This window comes from Mucilaginibacter lappiensis, from assembly GCF_050433765.1.
Classification (GTDB): domain Bacteria; phylum Bacteroidota; class Bacteroidia; order Sphingobacteriales; family Sphingobacteriaceae; genus Mucilaginibacter; species Mucilaginibacter lappiensis_A.
On record NZ_JBNPWP010000014.1, the window covers coordinates 21,476 to 43,265 of the forward strand.

The 21,790-nt window shown below is 40.1% G+C and carries 15 protein-coding genes and 1 pseudogene; 11 read left to right on the top strand and 5 right to left on the bottom strand.

All coding sequences use genetic code 11. The features are described from left to right. The first annotated feature begins 220 nt into the window (after positions 1-220). The 4 genes from M2273_RS28595 to M2273_RS28610 are packed head-to-tail and all read left to right on the top strand — an operon-like array spanning position 221 to position 8,636. On the top strand, positions 221-2,542 hold the full coding sequence (locus tag M2273_RS28595) for a tetratricopeptide repeat-containing sensor histidine kinase (protein ID WP_429401452.1): 2,322 nt from the start codon (positions 221-223) through the stop codon (positions 2,540-2,542). Next, on the top strand, positions 2,535-5,009 hold the full coding sequence (locus M2273_RS28600; RefSeq protein WP_429401454.1) for a tetratricopeptide repeat-containing sensor histidine kinase: 2,475 nt from the start codon (positions 2,535-2,537) through the stop codon (positions 5,007-5,009). The genes M2273_RS28595 and M2273_RS28600 overlap by 8 nt, the downstream gene beginning before the upstream one ends. Continuing rightward, positions 5,002-7,260 carry a tetratricopeptide repeat-containing sensor histidine kinase gene (locus M2273_RS28605; protein WP_429401457.1) on the top strand — a complete coding sequence of 753 codons (2,259 nt, stop codon included), beginning with the start codon at positions 5,002-5,004 and terminating at the stop codon, positions 7,258-7,260. The genes M2273_RS28600 and M2273_RS28605 overlap by 8 nt, the downstream gene beginning before the upstream one ends. Continuing rightward, complete coding sequence (locus M2273_RS28610; protein WP_429401459.1) at positions 7,257-8,636, top strand: sigma-54-dependent transcriptional regulator; 1,380 nt, start codon at positions 7,257-7,259, stop codon at positions 8,634-8,636. The genes M2273_RS28605 and M2273_RS28610 overlap by 4 nt, the downstream gene beginning before the upstream one ends. A 61-nt stretch (positions 8,637-8,697) precedes the next feature. Here the strand turns inward: M2273_RS28610 and M2273_RS28615 are convergent, their stop codons facing one another. Next, positions 8,698-9,438 carry an SDR family NAD(P)-dependent oxidoreductase gene (locus M2273_RS28615; protein WP_429401644.1) on the bottom strand — a complete coding sequence of 247 codons (741 nt, stop codon included), beginning with the start codon at positions 9,436-9,438 and terminating at the stop codon, positions 8,698-8,700. Between the two features lie 15 nt (positions 9,439-9,453). Here M2273_RS28615 and M2273_RS28620 point away from each other — a divergent pair. Then, positions 9,454-10,293, top strand: a pseudogene (locus M2273_RS28620) (LLM class flavin-dependent oxidoreductase); the annotation flags it as partial. Positions 10,294-10,328: 35 nt separating this feature from the next. Here M2273_RS28620 and M2273_RS28625 read toward each other — a convergent pair. The 4 genes from M2273_RS28625 to M2273_RS28640 all read right to left on the bottom strand — a co-directional run bounded on the left by M2273_RS28625 (position 10,329) and on the right by M2273_RS28640 (position 13,695). Next, a complete protein-coding gene (locus M2273_RS28625) occupies positions 10,329-10,988 on the bottom strand; it encodes an SDR family NAD(P)-dependent oxidoreductase (RefSeq protein ID WP_429401461.1) in 660 nt (219 codons plus the stop codon). Positions 10,989-11,090: 102 nt separating this feature from the next. Next, positions 11,091-11,654, bottom strand: coding sequence for a Crp/Fnr family transcriptional regulator (locus M2273_RS28630; protein ID WP_429401463.1), 564 nt, complete (start codon positions 11,652-11,654; stop codon positions 11,091-11,093). 75 nt (positions 11,655-11,729) lie between these two features. Then, positions 11,730-12,896, bottom strand: a complete 1,167-nt coding sequence (locus M2273_RS28635; RefSeq protein WP_429401465.1) for a sensor histidine kinase — start codon at positions 12,894-12,896, stop codon at positions 11,730-11,732. Between the two features lie 235 nt (positions 12,897-13,131). Further along, positions 13,132-13,695, bottom strand: a complete 564-nt coding sequence (locus M2273_RS28640; RefSeq protein WP_429401467.1) for a hypothetical protein — start codon at positions 13,693-13,695, stop codon at positions 13,132-13,134. A gap of 718 nt (positions 13,696-14,413) precedes the next feature. On the opposite strand from M2273_RS28640, the gene fdhD reads away from it, so the two are divergent. From fdhD to M2273_RS28670, 6 genes are all read left to right on the top strand, one after another. After that, a complete protein-coding gene (gene fdhD, locus M2273_RS28645; protein WP_429401469.1) occupies positions 14,414-15,277 on the top strand; it encodes a formate dehydrogenase accessory sulfurtransferase FdhD in 864 nt (287 codons plus the stop codon). Beyond that, the gene (locus tag M2273_RS28650) at positions 15,261-15,629 is read left to right on the top strand and encodes a DUF7009 family protein (RefSeq protein ID WP_429401471.1); all 369 of its coding nucleotides are present in this window, start codon (positions 15,261-15,263) and stop codon (positions 15,627-15,629) included. The genes fdhD and M2273_RS28650 overlap by 17 nt, the downstream gene beginning before the upstream one ends. Beyond that, a complete protein-coding gene (locus M2273_RS28655; protein WP_429401473.1) occupies positions 15,613-17,922 on the top strand; it encodes an FdhF/YdeP family oxidoreductase in 2,310 nt (769 codons plus the stop codon). The genes M2273_RS28650 and M2273_RS28655 overlap by 17 nt, the downstream gene beginning before the upstream one ends. Positions 17,923-18,361: 439 nt before the next feature. Next, on the top strand, positions 18,362-19,582 hold the full coding sequence (locus M2273_RS28660; protein ID WP_429401475.1) for a site-specific integrase: 1,221 nt from the start codon (positions 18,362-18,364) through the stop codon (positions 19,580-19,582). A gap of 545 nt (positions 19,583-20,127) precedes the next feature. After that, positions 20,128-21,435, top strand: a complete 1,308-nt coding sequence (locus tag M2273_RS28665) for a site-specific integrase (protein ID WP_429401477.1) — start codon at positions 20,128-20,130, stop codon at positions 21,433-21,435. A 136-nt stretch (positions 21,436-21,571) separates the two neighbouring features. Then, complete coding sequence (locus tag M2273_RS28670) at positions 21,572-21,769, top strand: ORF6N domain-containing protein (RefSeq protein WP_429401479.1); 198 nt, start codon at positions 21,572-21,574, stop codon at positions 21,767-21,769. Positions 21,770-21,790: the final 21 nt, after the last annotated feature.

Sequence of the window (21,790 nt, forward strand, 5' to 3'; positions counted from 1 at the left end):
TGACATATCGTGGTAACACGATCTAACTACGCCCTGCAAGCTTTTAAACAATTTGGTTTTAAAAGATATTTTTTAGAAATTTATTTAACGGCACGCAAAATACTGGATATCAAGGTTATTTTTCGGGAAATAAATCTTCATAATAGAATAAAGTAAGTATTTAGCCCATCGCAAAATGCTGTCGAATTAAATTCAGTTATTGATAAAGAAAGCCACAGTTATGAGCACAAAGATTTTTAACGTATTACTGTTAAACACTGTCCGTGCTGAACCGGCAGCACCGACGATTGAAAAAACGTTAATTAATCTCATGTTCAAGTGGGTAGCAACCATGGCGTTGATTAGTTTTAGCTTAATAGCTTTTGCACAGAACCAGCATTCAAGGGACTCATTACAAAAAGTATTACAAACACGCGTAGTTGATACAGCCCGAATACATAATTTAATTCTACTTGCCGATGAATATGAAACCGCGGGGATTGTTGACAGCGCAAAGATTTATATTGATCAGGCCCGCGAATTAAATAAGAAATACCAAGTGTTGAGATTTAAGCATTCAATAGATATAATAAGTTTAGCGACGATTTGTTCTCAAAACCCTAAAATCGATTACACCCCCCGATTTCTACCGACATTGGAAGACTGTAGGAGAACTGGTGATAAGGAAGGTGAATTACGAGCCTTAACGGCACTTGGGAAATATACCATTTCGGATTCAAAACACAACGAGCTTAAACTTAAGTATTACCAGCGTGCGGTTGTATTAAGTCACGAGTTAAAACCGTACAAGGAGTGTTATTACCTAAGGCAGATCGCAGATATTCATCTTCAGCAACTCAAATATGATCTGGCTGAAAAAGAGTTATTTCAAATTTTAAATAACTCTAAAGCGGACAGTGAAGACAAAATGTCCTCAACAGATCTGTTGACAGCGGTTTATACTTCAAGGGGGCAGTATGAGAAAGCGCTATTGTATGCAACGAAAGCCGTCAAAATTATGCAGGCCACCAAAGATTCATCGGCTGCCATGACCTTTTACGGTCGGTTATACTTCATTCACAGGATCTTAGGGAATTATTCCTTGAGTACGCATTGGGCACGAAGGGCGCTCAGTAGTGCTATTGCTATAAACGGCTCCAAATTTATTTATAGGATTTCAGCAACCATCACCAAAAATCTGTTGATGGAAAAAAAAACCAAGGAAGCTTTAAAGTTCATTTCCAGCATTCAACGTGAACATAAACCTTTGGACGGGCGTGACAATGCTGTCCTGCATGGCATTTTAGGGGACTGTTACTTTGCGCTTCATAACAATCGGCTTGCAGAAAGTCATTATATAAAAATGCTTTCCATCAAGCGGGTGAAAGAAGTTGACTATGACTACAATCTCCATACTGGAATAAATTATAGAACTATATCCGATTTCTACATAAAAACGGGTCGATATTCAAGGGCGAAACTATACCTCCTTGAAGCGCAAAAATACTTTAAAGAGGTGGGTGACATTAGCTATTTGCAAAATGTTCAACTTTCGCTTTTCCAGGCCGATTCGGCTTTGGGAAATTACAAAGATGCGATCAGTCATTTGCGGGCAAGTAACACGCTAAAAGATTCGATGTTCAATATAGCAAAAAACAAACAAATAGAGGAGTTAAATATATCCTATAAAACAGAAGAAAGGGAAAAGGACCTCGTCCTGATGCGAAATAAAGAAAAACTGGAACAGATAAAACTTGAGCGTGCTGAAAACACCAGGGATTGGATTATCGGTGGCTCGGGTTTACTTGTGGTCATTGCTCTATTGCTCTATCGGCAAAGCGGGTTGCAAAAAAAGAACAACAAAGTGATCAGCCATAAAAATGACTTATTACAGCATTTACTTACCGAAAAAGATTGGCTTCTAAAAGAAGTGCACCACCGGGTAAAAAACAATTTACACACTGTGATCTGCCTGCTAGAATCCCAGTCCCGATACCTCGAAAACGACGCATTACAAGCCATCGAAACCAGCCAGCAACGCATTTTCGCTATGTCTTTGATCCATCAAAAATTATATCAGTCTGATGATATTAAAACTATAAATATGTCTACTTACATACCGGAGTTGGTTAAATCATTAATAGATGGTTTTGGCACTGCGGGACAGATACGCTTCAATCTGGATATTGAACCGATAGATCTAAGCCTTTCGCATGCCATCCCCCTGGCGCTGATTATCAATGAGGCGGTAACCAATTCCATTAAATATGCTTTTCCTGATAACGGTAAAGGTGAGATATTGATTGTAATGAAGGAAGAGGGAAAACGAATCATTTTGGAACTGGCTGATAATGGTATCGGCATGCCTCAGATCGATAACGATATTGAACCTGAATCACTCGGCTTAAGATTGATAAAAGGACTTAGCGAAGATATTGACGCGAAGGTCCATTTTGATATTCACAACGGAACAAAGGTCATTATTGAATTCAAACGAGACCCGTTGATTAACACAGGCAGCTACTTAGAGTCGACAAATATTAAGGAGGCCTCTTATGCTTAGAGCAATATCAATTGGTTTTTTACTGCTGATATTTGTTTTTAGCGTCGCGGCCCAGGCGCCGGAAAGGATGGAAACATCAGCTTCCAAACAATCAATTTCATCGCAGGAAGCTTTAAAAATATATTCCACTGCACAAAAACGGTTATTGGCTGTGAACACGGCTATTTTTATAAATACAATCACACAATCCCATCTTGATGCTGACAGTGTTCAACTAATCGCATCAAGAATTACAGATCAGCCATTTATGCTTCCTTATACCGATCGTATTGAAGGAGATGAACATTCCGCTACCGCCCGTTTACTTAACGAAAATAAAATAACCGCATCCAAAAAGCTCTCGAAACAATTAAAGGGTGAAGATCAAATCAGGTCTTTCTTGCTCCTGGCACTTTGGTACCTACATCAGCCTCATGCTTTGCAAAGTGACCTGGATAGCGCTCAGCATTACGCAATGGTTGCCAATAATCTGAATAGTGTCAAACCTTCAAAAAAGTGGCATGAAGAATCAAACTTGATCATGGGCGACATTGAATATCAAAGAGGTAACACTGATAGGAGCAGGAATTTTATTTCGAGCATCTTTTCTTCGGCTAAAGCAGGAAACGAGACTGAGATTGAAGCAGCTGCATTACAACAATATAGTAAAACGTTTGGTTCGCGGGATACCGCAAGGCTGCCTTACCTGATACAGTCTATTACTGTTTATCATCGCCTGCATCTGGTAGAGAATGAAATTGTATCGCGCTGGCTCCTTGCAGATTATTACATGACCAATGATAGAGCCTTAGCAGAAGATAATTTTAAGCAGGTACTTGCTATGCAGCGTTCATCCGGGTTTAGACATGAACTGTTCACCCATTATCTACTGACTGCTGTTTATAATAGCAACAGTAAATTTTCGGACGCTTTAAAAGCGGCCTACGCTGGTTTGGAAAACATGAAATGGTCGGGCCTTAATCAATTCGCCGGGGGGTTTAATATGCGAATTGGGGTTGTTTATGCATACGTTAATAAACCCGAAATGTCCATTCCCTGGTACAGAAAAGGGGTTGAAATAAAAAGTGAAGAGACACATTTCTTTTGGTATAAGAGTTTTTTATACCTGGCTACGGCACTTGTTGACCTCGGGAGACCGAAGGAATGCATTAGATTAATAAATTCAACGATTACCAAATATCCTCCCAAAACTACGTGGGAAAAGGTACAGATACTTACTACCCTTGGCTACTGTTACAATAGCATGCGTAAAATTTCGCTTGCCGATCTGTCATACAGGAAAATACTGAACGTTGTTAAAAATTACAATGACACTTATGGCGAGTTATCTGAAACCTACGCTCAAAGTGCTTTATTTTATATCAGCTTAAAAAAAACTTCCGTAGCCCGTTTATTTCTAAATCAAATAAACCCAAATTCAACAACGTTGGTTAACTACAATACCTTAAAATATAGCATCTTATACAAGATAGATTCGTTGGAGGGTGATTTTAAAGCTGCGCTTAACGACCATATCATATACCAACAGGCCAGTGAGGCTGTGGCCGGATATGACGAGCAGAAAAAATTGAATGAATTAACGGTTAAATATGCAGCTGCAAAAAAAGATCAGGATATTAAACTACTCCATAAACAGCGTGACGCTCAACAAGCTGAACTCAAAAAAGGTAAGCTTATTCGTGATTTGATGATTATTGCGGGTTGTTTACTTGCACTGCTGTTAATTGTAGTTGTTAGCCGCTACCGGTTAAAACAGCGAACAAGTGAGCAGATAACCCGCAAAAACGCATCCCTTCAGCACCTGCTTACAGAAAAAGAATGGCTCCTAAAAGAAGTGCATCACCGGGTAAAAAATAATTTACACACGGTTATCTGTTTGCTCGAATCGCAGGCCCGCTACCTGGAAAATGACGCACTGGAGGCGATCGAGACCAGCCAGCATCGTATTTTTGCCATGTCGCTTATCCACCAAAAACTATATCAGTCTGATGATATCAAAACGATAAACATGGCTGATTATGCTCCGGAGTTGGTTCAGTCATTAATAGATAGCTTTGGTACTGCGGGTCAAATTCACTTTAAGCTAAACATCGAGCCAATCAATCTTAGCATATCGCATGCCATCCCCTTAGCGCTTATCATCAATGAAGCCGTAACGAATTCTATTAAATATGCTTTCCCTGATAACCGGAAAGGTGAAATTTCAATTTCGATGATTGATGATGGAACTCGAATAATATTGAATTTAGCCGATGATGGTATAGGAATGCCGCAAGTAAATTACGAGGCTGAATCAGAATCATTAGGCCTAAGGCTCATAAAAGGGCTGAGTGAGGATATTACAGCGCAAATCCGCTTTGAAGTTAGCAAGGGAACAAAGATAATTATTGTCTTTAAAGCTGACCCGTTAAATGACCCCAACAGCATATTGAGTTCAACTAACCTAATTGAAGGAAGCTATGCTTAAATTAATTTCAACGGGCTTTTTGCTCTTACTTCTTGTTAAGACCGTTACCGCTCAAATTTCGCAGTTGAAAACCTCAAAAGAACTGCTTTTAGCAATTGAGGAAAGCAAGCCGGATACTAACCGGATAGCCCTTCAATTAAAACTGGGTAGCTACTTTCTTTCAAAGCCTGGCCAGTTTAAAAAGGAGCTGGACTCCGCTTACAATTTTATAAATCAGGCTGCCCGGTTAAGCCATGAGCTAGGTGAGGTTGAATGGCAATACAAAACCGAACTTCTTATGGGGAATTACTTTGCGAAAGTCGGTGATTTGGAGCGGTGCAAGCACTATTTTATGCGGGTAATAAATAATTACCACATTGCAGGTAAGTTAGGAAAACAGGCGGATTGCTGGGCACTGTTAGGTGATCTGTATGAAAATAATGGAAAATATGATCATGACACTGAACAGATGGTTTACTACCAGCGGTCGCGGACTTTATACATAGCTGATCAACAGGCATTAAACGCAACTCATATGTTAGTAAAAATTGCTGACATTAAAATTAATAGTTTCCAGTATAATCCGGCCGAAAAAGATCTATTGCAGGCTTTGGCGGAATACAAAAAATTACGTTATAAGAAACTACAAAATACATATGAAAGGCTTGCCGGGATAGAATATCTTAAAGGAAACTATTACCGGGCAATGACTTACGCAACTGAAGGTATAAAAAACGCGGAAGCTAGCGGTGATACAGAGATGGCTGCGACTTTATATGAGGAAATTGCTCGGTACAACTACATCGTCAAAAATTATAACCAAGCGCTCCAATGGTTAAATAAAGCAATGGTTATTGATCCCAGAAAGTTTTCCTATAAATGTAACGTAGTGTCAGCACTATTGGCATTAGACAGATTGAAAGAAGCACGTGTTGCACTGGAAATAGCTACAAAAGAGGAATACACTATACCCGCTTTTTATAAAGCGATGCTTTATAAGGTGACAGGTCTTTATTATAATAAAATAAATAAAAACGAACTCGCGCTAAAATATTATCATAAAATTTTAGACCCTGATTTTAGAAAAGATTTGGGGGAAAACAATTTTAATTATTGGGCTATCATTTGTGATAATGAAATTTCGGGTATCTATTTAAAATTAAATCAAGCTGCAAAAGCTAAAAAATATCTTGATGATGCTGAGACAATTTTTAAAAATTCAGATAAACCTGATCTGCGGTATTTAGCGGATTTTTATAGTCATTCCTATAAATATAATTTGGCCACCGGTAATTATCTGTCTGCGGTAAAAAACTTAGAAAAACGTGACAAGTTGCAGGATTCACTTTTCACTATTAACAAAGACAATAAATTCGCGGAGCTTGTTATTCAGTATGAAACGGCTCAGAAAGAACAATCTATAAAAGATTTGCATAATCAAGCAGCTGTTCAGCAAGCAAGGCTGCAAAATGCGAATTTGCAAAGGAACATCACTATCGGTGGCGTGGTGATCATGATTGCGATCAGTGCATTATTTTATAAATACTATAAGCAAAAGAAATCAGTTAACGATATTATCACCCATAAAAACCAGTTGTTGCAGCATTTACTTACTGAAAAAGAATGGCTGCTAAAAGAAGTACATCACAGGGTGAAAAACAATTTACACACCGTGATCTGCTTGCTGGAATCCCAAGCCCGTTATCTGGAAAATGATGCGCTGGAGGCTATCGAAACCAGCCAGCATCGTATTTTTGCCATGTCGCTTATCCACCAAAAACTATATCAGTCAGAAGATATAAAAACCATTAATATGGCGACGTATATTCCTGAGTTAGTAAAATCATTAGAAGACGGTTTTGGTGTTTCCGACAACATCCGGTTCAAACTGAATATTCAGCCAATATCACTTAGTCTTTCACATGCCATCCCTTTAGGCCTTATTATTAATGAAGCTGTTACGAATTCTATAAAATATGCTTTTCCTGATAAAAAGAATGGTGTGATTACCATTAATATGGCCGATGACGGAAATGAGACAATATTAGAACTTGCCGACGACGGTATTGGTATGCCACAAATCGATCATGATGAAGAACCCGAGTCGTTAGGGTTGAGATTAATAAAAGGTCTTAGCGAAGATATCGACGCTGAGACCAGCTTCGAGCTTGCTAATGGGACAAGGATAATTATAATTTTTAAACATGATCCCTTAAACAACCCTGAAATTATATTAGAATCATTTAAAACAGAAGAGATACAAGAGATATGAATACAAAGATACTTATAGTAGAAGATCAGTTTATCGAAGCTGACAATCTACGTTCTATCCTGCGAAAGGCAGGCTATATAGTTTGTAAAATTGCCCGTTCGGTACCCGAAGCATTACAGATCAGTGATGATGAAAAACCAGACCTGGTATTACTGGATATTCATTTGAAAGGTAATTTAACCGGCATAGATCTGGCTAAAACGTTAAAAGAGCGAAATATCGCTTTTGTATACCTATCGGCAAACTCTAACAAACAGATACTTGATGCGGCCAAGGCAACCAAACCTTATGGATTTCTGGTAAAACCCTTTAGGGAAAAGGATGTACTGGTGATGCTGGATGTTGCATGGTATCTGCACCGCCAAAATCAGGGAACAACCGGTAATACAAAGCTTTCGGATGCAAACATAAAGCCGACAGACTTCAAAGAGATTATTGGGGGAAGTGAATGTATGGCAGAGGTTTTGGAAAATGTTAAAATCGTGGGTACTTCGGATATATCTGTGCTGATATTAGGAGAAAGTGGTACAGGAAAGGAATTGATCGCCCAAAGTATTCATCGATTATCAGAGCGTAAACAAAAGCCATTTATAGCCGTGAACTGTGCAGCTCTTCCGGCGAACCTGATCGAGTCAGAACTATTTGGTCATGAAAAAGGATCTTTTACGGGTGCAACTGATAAAAGAATTGGGAAATTTGAACAGGGAAATGAGGGCACTGTTTTTTTGGATGAGATCGGTGAATTACCGCTGGAATTGCAAGTGAAATTGCTGAGGGTATTGCAGGAAAAAGAAATTGAATCAGTAGGAGGACGAACAAAAAAGATAGATGTTAGAATTATCGCCGCAACGAACCGAAATTTAGAAGAAGAGATAGCGGCTGGCAGATTTAGATTGGACTTATATTATCGCATCAATATTTTCCCTATACTGTTACCGCCTTTGCGGGAACGTAAGGAGGACCTCGTAGCCTTAGCTAAGCACTTTGTAAATATTTACGCCCGCAAGGAAAAAAAAGAGATCACCGGGGTGGCAGATCATGTGATCCAGGCAATGATCAATTATAGTTGGCCTGGCAATATCAGGGAACTGGAAAACACCATCGCCAGAGCTGTGCTGTTAACTAATGGGCCTATTGTGAATTCTGTAAAGTTATCCGAACCAAACAAAACGGCGGAGGCGGCAAACAATGGGCGCGTAAAGTCACTGATCGACAACGAACGGGATCATATTTTATTCGCGCTGGAACAGTGCAGCTGGAAGATATACGGCCAGGGTGGGGCGGCAGAGTTACTGGAACTTCATCCCTCAACATTAAATTCGCGGATAAAAAAATTGGGGATCGAAAAAAAGTATGCTAAAAATGATAACCATTGACTCCTATTCAGTTAGCGCCTTATAACCAGTGAAAGCTTAACGGTTTCGCAGTAATAAATTATTACCAGGCGGTTGCGCCGCCATCTACCGGAAAGTTAGCCCCCGTAATGTACGACGCTCCATCCGAAGCAAGAAAAGCGGCGAGTTCCACCAATTCCGAAGGATGACCGAACCGCTTAAGAAGTGTCTTTCCGGTAATTGCGGCCCTGGCTGCCTGATCGTCTCCAAGGTCCCGGTCGCTGGCAGGTGTTAAGAAAGGTCCCGGGCTGATCGCTACGGCACGAATTCCATGTTCAGCTCCTTCAAGCGCCAATTGGCAGGTCATGGCGATGACTCCTGCCTTCGCGGCGACATGCCCTATCATCGGCGGGTTGGCTCCGGCGATCATGCCCGCCATTGATGCAATGTTGATGATAGTGCCTCCACCACGACGGATCAGGTGCGGCCATGAGTACTTCGAAACGAAGAAAGGAATGTTAAGCTCTCCTGCAATGGTAGCCCGCCAATCATCTATCGAGAAATCAGGCATCGGACCGAAATATTGAATGGCCGCATTATTGTAAACCACATCCAGACCACCATAAACAGCTACACTTTGTTCGACCATGTCACGGACCTGATTGTGGTCGGTCAGGTCAACTGGCGCTATTCCTTTCATTTCTCCACCGGAGGAACGCACTAGTTCGACGGTTTCATTGTTGGTGACCTCATGAAGATCACAGCCGATGATCCTGGCACCTTCCCACGCGAATGTAAGCGCCGCGGCCCTACCAAGGCCTCCTCCGGATCCGGTTACTAAGATGACACCGTTTTAAGCACGTCAGATCCGGTTCGCGTTTATCAGAATTTTGCGACGCTGGATCTCATCTCCAAAGGTCGCGCAGAGTTGGTTGTCGGCCGCGGCTCTTCAGTCGAAGCCTATCCGCTTTTTGGCTACAACCTCGATGATTATGACGCGCTGTTCAGGGAAAAGCTGGACTTACTTTTACAGATTCGTGATAAGGAATTTATCACCTGGAATGGAAGGTTTAGACCCAAGCTGGAAAACCAGCCGGTTTATCCAAGATCATTTCAGGCGAAATTGCCGGTATGGCTGGGCGTAGGTGGGACGCCTGAATCATTTGCACGTGCCGGAACACTTGGCCTCCCGCTTATGGTGGCGATAATTGGCGGCGAAACTCAGCGGTTTCGTCCATTGGTAGATCTTTACCGGGAAGCCGGCAGAAGAGCCGGATTTGCACCGGAGCAGTTAAAAGTGGGATTGCATTCCCCCGGATATGTAGGTGAGACAAATGAACAAACCATTGCCGATTATTATCCGGGGTACGCCGAACTTTGGACAAAACTCGGCAGGGCGCGCGGCTGGCCACCGGTAACAAAAGCGCAATTCGATTCACTTAGAGGTCCCAAGGGTGCAATGGTCATTGGCGATCCTGAGCAGGTGGCTGAGAAATTGCTCGATCACAGTGAGTCTTTGGGTGGCATTGACCGGTTTACTTTTCAAATGGATAATGCAGGGTTGACCCATGCGCAGTTAATGCGTTCTATCGAATTGATCGGCACAAAGGTCATACCCTTAGTAAACCGCCGAAAGCAAGATCCTACTGCTTACCAGCAAGCAATTAAATATATGAATACTTTAAAAGAAGAGGAATAATTCGATAATTCCTCTTCTTTCCTTAATAATCGGAGTTAAGAATTGATATTACCCTTTGCGATATTATAGACCATTTGGGCAATAAGCTCCAATTCATTCACCCCATCGGAGTACTCCTTTCCTATGTCTCGGTCGCTACGTTTACCAGGTGTTATCGTATTGAATTGGATATTCTTATTTCCGAATTCCGCCCCCAGTAGCAAGGTAAGCGAATGCATGATTCCTTTAGGTAACAGTAAATTTGAATTTAATTCGGTTCCTGGCGAATGGCTAATCAATGGTGCATCAATATTGATCACAATGCCATGGCCTTGCTTGAGCATCTGAGGAATAATTGCCTGAATCGCAAAGAAAGCCCCTTTGAAGCCCGTATCTAAGACTTGGTTGAGATAAACTTCATCAACATTGAAGAATGGTTTCGATTCAAGATCACCTGAATTATTCACTAATACATCTGCCGACCCAAATCTTCCAATGGCATTTGCCAATAATTTAACTCCGGTAAGCCGGTCGTTGACCTTTCCCCCTACCAAAGCCAAATTTTCAGCTGCATCGAGTTGAAGATAGATGTCTTTTAAATTTTCATTTGCAGATAGATGGAGGACTACATTATCTCCGTTCTGCAAAAAGCGGCGCACTATTTCTTTACCGATGTAAGATGAACCACCGGTAATAATTATGGTTTGTTTCTTCATTTACACCATAAAGAAAAGCAACATTTCTGAGGTGATTATGTGATCTACATCACATTCGTATGCGCAAGAAAAAATTATTAAGAGATGATTATATTGCCGCCACTATAGCCTGCTGAGCGTTTCACGTGATACCCCCAAATATGCAGCGATCAGTTGCTTGGGGACTGCATTGTATAATTCAGGGTATAATTTTAAAAGTTCTTCATATCTTCGTTTTACATCATTATTCATAAAAGACAATAATCTTTTTTGAGCGGCGACGTACCCTCTATTGGTTCGCCATCTGAAAAAATGTTCCACCTGATGAAGCTCTTTACACAATTTCTCCCTATCGTCATTACTTAAACAAAGAACTACTGTATCCGTGATACAGTCAACGTTTACCGTAGCTTTGCTACCACTATATAAAGCATTGTAATCCGATGCCCACCAGGTAGGCATGGCAAATTGAAGGATAAACATTTTCAGGTCGTCGTTGATATAAAAAGTTTTTAAGCAACCCGAAATCACGAAATATTCACAAGTTACTGCATCGCCATCGGTAATTATCGCCTGCCCTTTTTTAAAATCCTGCTTTTTAAAATGTGAAAAGAAATATTCAAACTGTTCCTCAGTAAGAGCGGCTGTTTTAATGATATGACCTTTTAATAACTCTTTAGCTTCCATAGTTTGCAGTGACTAATAATAGTACAATTTTTAAAGATAAATATTCTTTAAAAAACTGCGGGCATGAATATAAATTCAAGGACACGAATAAGGTAATGTAAAATAAAATTTTGACCCTTTATTAAACTCGCTTGTCAACCATATGTCACCATGGTGTTGCTTTATAATTTGTTTTGTTAAATATAATCCTATTCCATATCCCTTAACCGGTATATTGGTTACTTGCTTAGCTCTGTAAAACCGGTTAAATATTTGTTTTTGGTCAGCTGGTTTTATTCCTATTCCATGGTCTTGAATCTCTACCTGCACATAATTGTCGTTAGTTCTGATGTCTATGGCAATTACATCTTTTGGCGAAGAGTATTTTATTGCATTGCTCAGGAGGTTTTGAATAACCTGGCTAATTTTTCCCTTGTCAGCGAACACCATCAGTCCCGGAGCAGGGTTAAGGATAATTAGATAACCCGGGTATACAAGGCGCAAATCATTTATTATTTCAACTAATAATTGTTTGATATCAAATTTTGCCTGGGTAAGAGTGATCTCTCCTTTACAGTTCAAGGAAGCTTCCAGGTAGCACTCGATCATGTTATTCATTTTATCGACTTGTAACACGGATTTCTTTAGCATTTCCCGGATAAGATGGTTGCCAGAATTAATGATTTCACGTTCAAATAGCTGCATGTATAGTTTTATAATTGACAGAGGTGATCTTAAATCGTGGCTTACAATTGCCAGGTAATCCTGTTTCAATAGCTCACTGAATTTCCGGTCCGAAATGTCTTCTATGGAGCCATGCAATTTCGGTAAGGAATTTGGACCGCTGAAAGTGGTTACACCCGTTATCCTTACCCATTTAGCATTAAATTCATTCGGTACAACAATCGGCACCTCTATATCAAATGGGGCATTTGTCTTAAATGCCGAATAAAAGTTTTTTAAAACTTGCCTGCTATATTCAGTATCTACGAGGGCGACCAGTTCGCTGCTTTTGACATTACCATCACCTAATGTAGGAAGTAACTCCCTGCATCTGCGGCAAACCAACAATAAATTTGTTGAAATGTCGAAGGTCCAAGTTCCCAGTTTGAGAGATTTTATGGCAGATTGCATCCGTTCAACTTCGCTACATAGGGTTTGTTTGTTCGCTGTAAAACCGTCAAGGGCTGATATTTTTAAATTAAGTTCGGCGCCATGGGCTTTAGGAGCTACAATAAATGGTGTGCTATCGTTTTCTTGCATTGCAATGATTTGTTATCCTCGACGTTCATATCCGGGTCTTACGCCGCTGTTTAATCACGGTAACCCATTTCAGGGCGATGATCAGACATCGCTTTTAATAAAACATCTTGTTGACAGCATTAAAGCTATCGGTAACTGAATGAAATTTAGGGGTAAGATCTGGCTAAAGCCAAGTCAGGCAATGGTACATATTTTTAAGCCACACGAATGTAGTGGCTTAAAAATATGTACCAGATTAAAGGCTGAAAGCGTATGCTATCCTCAATGCCAGAAAATTACTTGATTTACCGGCTTCATAAAATTTGGTATTGCCTTCAAACCTAAAGCCTGCATCTATATAACTTTTGCCGCCAACAGGCAATAGAACCCCTATCTGGGGTGCGTAAACAAATGTTGCAGATTTTTCGGCCTTATTGTTATTTGTCAGGAACGATGCACCCGCTTCTCCCTGTACATAAAAAATCTTCACGGGAAAATATTTCAAACCTGCCTTTACCGGGATAAGATGAATGTCATTTAAATTGGAACTATTTTTTGCAAAAATATTATTGTATCCACTGTTTAATGTGATGTATAACTCATCCTTGATAAGCGGGAAATCGGCCTGGGCAGATCCTCCAAAAGCCCATCTGTATCCATTTCGTAACGAGCCCACAGGAATACCAGCATCAGCGCCAATACTGAGTCTGATCCCGGATCCATAGGTTTCTGTTGTTGTGGATGATTGAGCTTTTACATCTGGTCCAAAAAAGGAGAACAAAGCTAATGTAAGAACACTGATTTTAATTGAATTTTTCATGATGTATTTATTTGTGTTAAAAAATCGGTTAAGTGCTATTTTAAATGAGTAATTAGTATACTCATTGCTATCCTATACACGGTCTTTCCAGTCCGTTCGATCAACCTTATACCTTTTTTAAAGAGTGGATCGCTTAATACTCTGTTATTTTGATCGCTGTTAGTTTCAGGAGACGTAAGCGATATCTGAACTAATGTTATTATGCAAATTGCCATAACAAAGTGCGTTATTAAGTAAATGTTATTCATTTTATTGATGCCTATATATGTTTGATTTGCTTTAAAATAACCGTATGACCGTTTCTTTATATAGCTGCTTATACCAAGCACGTGCCACACATTCAACAATCTTATTATCAGATAATTGTATATAAAAATGAAAAGTAACAGATGTTTTAAATTTCGTTCTTTAGCAGGTTTCCTAACGAAATATAGAGGTCTGGAAATTGGTTGTTGCCTACTTAGTAAATTATGCTCATGCTAACTTTATAGCATTTAAATACAATCAGAAGATTAATTCAGAAGGCTTGTGGGTCATCGAAAAGAACAGAGGTATCAACAATAATAATCAGGGTTATATATATCGAATGTTAATAACTCAGAAAATTAACAAATCAAGTAATCTCGGGGTAAAAACCTAACTTCAATATCGTCAAACATAAACCAATCTATAACACGGATGTTGCTATGGTTATGCTAAACAGATTAAATCTTAAGTAGTGGAAAAGGCGGTTAAACAAATTCTGATAAAGAAAGTAATTGACGGCGGAGGTTTTGACAGGAAGGACTCCCTTGCCATAGAAGAGCCTTTAGAGATCAGACTTGAATTTGGTGCTGATGGAGACCGAAGGGTTCAAAACATCTCCGTCACTATGCGAACGCCTGGTAGCGACGCAGCGTTAGCCACCGGATTTTTGTTCACAGAAGGTATTGTAAAAGATCCGGCGGATATATCGAACGTTGATCATTGTTTTATTGCCTGCGTTGAAAACAAAGAAAACGTGATCCAGGTAAACCTAAAACCAGGCGTTGTTCCTCATCTCCAAAACACAGAACGAAATTTTTATACTACCTCTAGTTGTGGAGTATGCGGAAAGGGATCAATCAGCGCAATTCGTACGGTAAGTACTATTAATCCCCACGTCGGTGATCTGGTAATTGAAAGCAATTTGCTCTTTCAACTACCAGTTATTTTGCGACGGCATCAGGCAGTATTTGCAGATACGGGCGGCTTACATGCCTCGGCTTTGTTTAGCTCAGCAGGTGAGTTATTATTGGTAATGGAAGACGTTGGCCGACATAATGCCTTAGATAAACTTATTGGCGCTGCACTAGCCAAAGGTTGGGTGCCGTTAAACCGACATATATTAATATTAAGTGGCCGGGCAAGTTTTGAGCTGGTTCAAAAAGCAGCGATGTCTGGAATTCAAATCATCGCAGCCGTTGGTGCACCTTCAAGCCTTGCCGTTGAACTAGCCGATGAGTTTAATATCACACTTGCAGGTTTTTTAAGAGATAATCGTTTTAATATTTATACCACACCGCAACGCATATTATTACCTGTTTATGAAAATACGCATTAAAGGAAATTCGTTAAGATACAGACTAACCCGTACAGATGTAGACCGGTTAGATAAGGAAAGTTACCTGGAAGAACAAACCAATTTTTCGGGTAATAGATTGGTTTACGCTATACAACTAACCAAAAGTGAGGTGTTGATATCTACTTTTATCGACTACAAGATCACCTTAAGCATGCCGCATAGCATGCTCGAAGAACTTATCCATACAGATAAGGTCGGCTTTAGTAACCGTGACGGAGATATACAGATACTTGTTGAAAAAGATTTCACCTGCCTCGACAATGTTGCAGAGGATCAGAGTGATAATTACCCTAACCCGTTAGCTAACAAACAGTATGAGCAAGGAAAATAACAACCCGGCTGCAGAGAATCCTGAAAAACTTTTAGGCCTCAAAATTACTGATCCAAAAACCTGGGCTGCAGGAATTCCTGCGGTGACAGCTGCAATGGACGACATATTCAAGGAAGCTGGCGTGGCCCGTGGTATGGAAGGGCTCTTTCACATGAATAAAAAATTGGGGTTCGACTGTTCCAGTTGCGCCTGGCCAGATCCCGATGATGACCGTTCTCCTATCGCGGAATATTGTGAGAATGGAGCTAAAGCGCTGGCTGAAGAAGCAACCACCAAAAAAGTTGACAGTTTGTTCTTCGCCCAAAATTCAGTAAAGGATCTGGCTAAATTAAGCGATTATGATATCGGGAAAAAAGGTCGCCTGAGTGAACCGGTTTATTTGCCTAAAGGAGGGACCCATTATGAGCCTATTAGTTGGGACGATGCTTTTAAAAAGATCGCATTTCATTTGAATGGTCTTGCATCCCCGAATGAAGCGACATTTTATACATCGGGACGTACCAGCAATGAAGCATCATTTACCTATCAGCTTTTCGTGCGGGAATATGGTACAAATAATATGCCCGATTGCTCAAATATGTGCCACGAATCTACAGGAACAGCGTTATCTGAAGTTATAGGGATCGGGAAAGGTACCGTAACCCTGAATGATTTCTATGATACTGACGTGATCATCATTATGGGACAAAACCCGGGCACTAATCACCCAAGGATGCTTTCAGCTTTGCAAAAAGCAAAGGAAAATGGTTCAAAGATCATCGCGATAAACCCCTTGCATGAAGCGGGTTTAACGGGATTTAAAAACCCACAGACCGTTAAAGGGATATTGGGTATCAAAACAAAGCTGGCTGACATTTATTTGCAGGTAAAAATAAACGGTGATATGGCGCTTTTGAAAGCGCTTGAAAAATTGCTGTATGCAGCGGAGTTAGAGCATCCCGGCGAAGTTTTTGATCAAGAGTTTATAAAAGAAAACACGCTGGGTTATGTAGCGTTCCTGCACCGTTTGGAAAAAGAGAACCTGGACAACCTGGCCATAGAGGCTGGGATTCCGCTCGACGAAATAAAAAAAGCTGCTGAATTACTGAAATACAAAAAGCGCATTATTTTTTGTTGGGCAATGGGCGTTACTCAACAGGAAAATGGCGTTGATACCATCAAGGAGATCGTCAACTTTGTCAGCTTGAAGGGAAGTATAGGTAAAAAAGGCGCGGGTTTATGCCCGGTCAGGGGCCACAGTAATGTTCAGGGTAACCGCACCATGCTGATCTATGATAAACCTAATGCAAAACAGTTGGATAAGCTAAAAGAAGTATTTGGTTTTGAGCCACCACGGGAGCACGGATTTGATGTCGTTGAATCTATAAAGGCAATGCATGAAGGTAAATTAAAAGTATTTTTCGCCATGGGAGGTAATTTTTTATCGGCAACACCGGATACCACATACACTGCCGAAGCGATGCGGAAATTAAACCTGTCGGTGCATGTTTCCACTAAACTTAACCGAAGCCATTTAGTTCATGGTGAGGAAGCGTTGATTTTGCCAACCTATGCGCGTAGTGACAAAGATATAATCAACAACGAGGTTCAGTTTATAAGTTGCGAAAACTCGATGGGTGTAATACAAATGTCCAAAGGCGTATTGGCGCCTATTTCAGATCGTATGCTAAGTGAAAACGAGATAGTTTGTAAGTTAGCTAAGGCAACTATTGGGGATCGTACGGTAGTTGACTGGGATAAATATGAAAAAAGTTATGATGCGGTGCGCGATGTGATCGAAGAAGTGATCCCGGGTTTTGATAACTACAATAAGAGAGTGCGTGAGCCGGGCGGATTTTACTTACCTAATGCCCCCCGGGACGGAAGATTTGAAACTAATGAATTCGGTTCGAGGATACCTTTCAGTATTACTGAATTGCCAAAACATGAGATGGCAGCTGACGAATACAGACTTGCTACCATTCGCAGCCATGATCAATTTAATACAACGATTTACGGACTTGATGACAGATACCGGGGTATCCATAATGAACGCCGGGTCATTTTCATGAACGAAGTAGATATTTTAAATGGGGGTTTTCAGGCTGGTGATAAAGTGGATATTTTCAATTATCATGGCGACAAAGTTAGAGTTGCCAAACTATTTGTGATTGTACCCTATAATATCCCAAAAGGTAACACGGTTGCTTATTACCCTGAAACTAATGTTTTGGTGCCAATAGATAGTGTTGCTAAAAAAAGCAATACGCCTACTTCAAAATTGATCTTTGTTAAGATTAAAAAGCACTTTTAAGATTTAGTTTTTCAAAAATAGATATTTACTCCTATTCAAAAGTGCCGCTACCTTATCATTGCGTAAATAGCAGAGTATGTCGAAACATTAAGTGAAGATAAATGACTTTCAATACGTTATACTTTAAGTTTTGAACTCTCCCCCTCCTCTTTCTAGAATAAATTCAATTGGCAACTTAGATGTAAATGATTAGATGCGGTAGGTTATTAGCACCATATAAGATTTGCCAATATTTTAATAGCCTTTCAATTTTGCTATCTCATAATGGAAAGCAGTTTAACCGCATTTAATGGTAGTAGCATCTGAGGTAGAAAGATAGCCGGGATATATACCTATTCCTTGGCTTTGCGCCTTTATTGGATAATCAGAAACTCTGAGACACCAGTTCTTTTAACTCAATAAAACCTTTTACAGATTTGCCGACATTTAAAAAGATCGTATGTTAGAAAAAAGCTTCGGTTTGCTTTACTATTTAAAGCAAGCTAAAAATCAAAAAAATGAAAATAGATATGTTTATTTACGTATTACAGTAGACGGCGACCGCCGGGAAATATCCATCAAAAGACAATGGATACCTGAACAATGGAATGCAAAACAGGGCAGGGCGATTGGCAGCACCGAAGAAGCTAAAGAAATGAATTCTTACCTGGATTTGATTTCAGTAAAGGTGTATCGAGCAAAAGTCAAATTGCTGGAAAGCAGTAAACCATTAACCGCCGACAACATTAAAAATGTACTAACTGGACAAGATGAAAAAAAGCACTTCATCATGGAAGCCTTTCTGCGTCATAATAAACAGATGAAAGCTTTAGTAGGCCGCGAGATTGCTTCTGCCACATTAACTCGTTATAAAACAGCATACGATCATGTACGCAACTTCATTAAATGGAAGTACCACAAAGAAGATTTTGAGATAAAGGATTTAGATTATGAGTTTATATCGCAATTGTTGTTTTGGCTTAAAACAGAGAAAAATTGTGCTAATAACACGGCTGTTAAATACCTCGGCAATTTCAAAAAAATTGTCCTCGATTGTATATTGAAGGGATTGTTAACTAAAGATCCCTTTTTAGGCTTCAGAACGAAACGAGATGAAGTAACGCCCGTTGTTTTAACAAAGGATGAACTTATTAAAATACGAAATAAACAATTTGAAACGGAAAGGCTCAACCACGTCAGGGATATATTTCTCTTCAGCTGCTATACCGGCTTAGCTTATAGTGATGTTTATAAACTACGCGCTTCTAATATAATAATTGGCGTAGATGGTGGTAAGTGGATCAATACAATCCGGCAAAAAACAAAATCAAGCACGAGACTCCCTTTGCTTCAAAATGCTTTGGCAATTCTTGAAAAATATAAGAGTCATACTAGGTGTTTAACAAATGGCACTCTCCTACCCATCCTAACCAACCAAAAAATGAATGCTTACCTGAAAGAGATCGCTGATTTATCCGGCGTAAATAAAAAGCTAACTTTCCATACAGCAAGACATACTTTCGCGACTACAGTTACGCTCACTAATGGCGTACCAATAGAAACAGTGTCCAAAATGTTAGGTCACAAATCGCTTAAACAAACACAGCATTATGCTAAAGTCCTTGACGTAAAAATCAGTAATGATATGAAACTGCTAAAAAGGAAGTTGGAACGGGTTTGAGCAACCCAAATAAATGGGGTATTTCGACAATTAGATTTCTTCCAAAAGAAAAATGCGCTATATTTGATTAACAATTAGAGTAACTTGCCAATTGCGTTATACGTAGAGTAAGGAACACTTAAGAAATGTAACATACTGATTATCAGCACATAAAAAACAAGGTTCAAAAACCTTGTTTGGGGTTGAGAGAGTGAAACAAAGGGAAATGCGTCATTCGTAGAGTTCTCTCGAAAAAAACGCCAAAAACAGCGTTTCCAGCGCATAGAGGCACATAGTTCATGACCCTAGCTCTCCGCTCCTTACATCATCAAAAATGAACAAAACCCTGTAAACCAATAGTTTACAGGTTTTTTTATTCGAATCAACTGCCCAAAAAACACCAAAAATGCTCAAAAGTTCGTGGCAAAATCGTGGCAATTTATATTTTGAGAAAAATTGCCACGAATAGTCACTTAACTTATTGACTATCAAGTTGTTCACGAGGTGAACATCTTGATTCCCAACCGCTGTATTTCGACATTTATTCACTCTTAATTGTAGCAATTATGTTGGAAAAAAGCTTTGGGTTACTGTTCTTCCTGAAACAGTCAGGAAACGAGCCTAAAAAGTACATTTATTTACGCATTACCGTAGATGGACACCCGGTGGAACGATCCACCAAAATGCAGTGGTGGGAAAACCGCTGGGATCAGGAAAAAGGCCGGGCCACCGGCGTCAAGCAGGATGCCCAGGACTTAAATTTCTACCTAGATACCCTGGCAAACAAAGTATTTCAGGCACGGAAACAACTTATAGAGGATGAGGAAATCATCACCGCAGAGTTGCTTCGCGACATGCTGATCGGTAAGTATCAGCGAAAAAAGATCATGGAGGTGTTTGCAGAACATAACAAGCAAATGGAGGCGCTTATTGGTAAGGACTTCGCTAAAGGTACTTTAGAACGCTATGAAACCTCTTTTGATCATACCAGGGCCTTTATGCAATGGCAGTACCAGTTGGAAGACCTAAGTATTCGCAAACTCGATTATTTCTTTATTGAACAATATGCATTCTGGCTGAAAACCGTTCGTAAATGCAATCACAACACTACGGTTAAATACCTGGCTAACTTCAAAAAAATCGTACTGATCTGTGTGAAGAATAAATGGTTGCCCGGGGATCCATTTGCGAATTTTAAACTGACAAAAAAACCAGTCTTCCGTGACCCGCTTACCGAATGGGAACTAGAAACAATTATTAGAAACGACTTTGAAAATGAACGACTGAATAATGTTAAGGACATTTTTTTATTCGCTTGTTACACCGGATTAGCCTACGCAGATGTGAAAAAACTGAAGCGGTCGGAGATTATGAAAGGCGTTGACGGCGAACAGTGGATATTCACTCCACGTCAGAAAACCGAAACACCCTGTCCCATTCCATTATTACCCGTAGCATTGCAAATACTGGATAAATATGCCAGTCATCCAAAATGCGTTAATCAGGACCGGGCCTTACCAACACTTTCTAATCAAAAAATGAACGCCTACCTGAAGGAGATCGGTGATATCTGCGGTATCCGGATGGCGCTTACTTTTCACCGGGCACGCCACACCTTTGCAACGACCATCACCTTAAGCAATGGTGTGCCGATAGAAACCGTAGCCAAAATGCTTGGACATACCACACTGGCGCAGACTCAACACTATGCCAAAGTCATGCATGCTAAGATCGCCATGGATATGGCAGCATTGCGCGAAAAATATGCGGTGACCGCACCTGATGCAGAATTGGAAGGTGTGACAGTGATATTGGAACCGGTTAAACAGCTTAAAACGTTGCTAAAATACAATTATGTGTTGGTCGCGTCATAGGCGATAAATCTATAAGGTCACAAAATGTGACCTTATAGACGAACCTTAAAGCTTTCATGCGAATAGGTCTTAAGGTCGCATTTTGCGACCTTAAGATTGCAGCTGATAACTATTAACCAGTTAAATGAATATAACGATGAAAGATCAAATTTTGCCTGATGAGGCTATCACTACTAAAATTTACTTAATACGAGGACAAAAGGTTATGCTGGACAGTGATTTAGCCGAACTCTATAACGTTGAAACTAAACGTCTGAAAGAACAGGTAAAACGGAATATTGAGCGGTTTCCTGCCGAAACTTATATGTTTGAGTTAACACAAGACGAGTTTTAGTTTTTGAGGTCGCATTTTGCG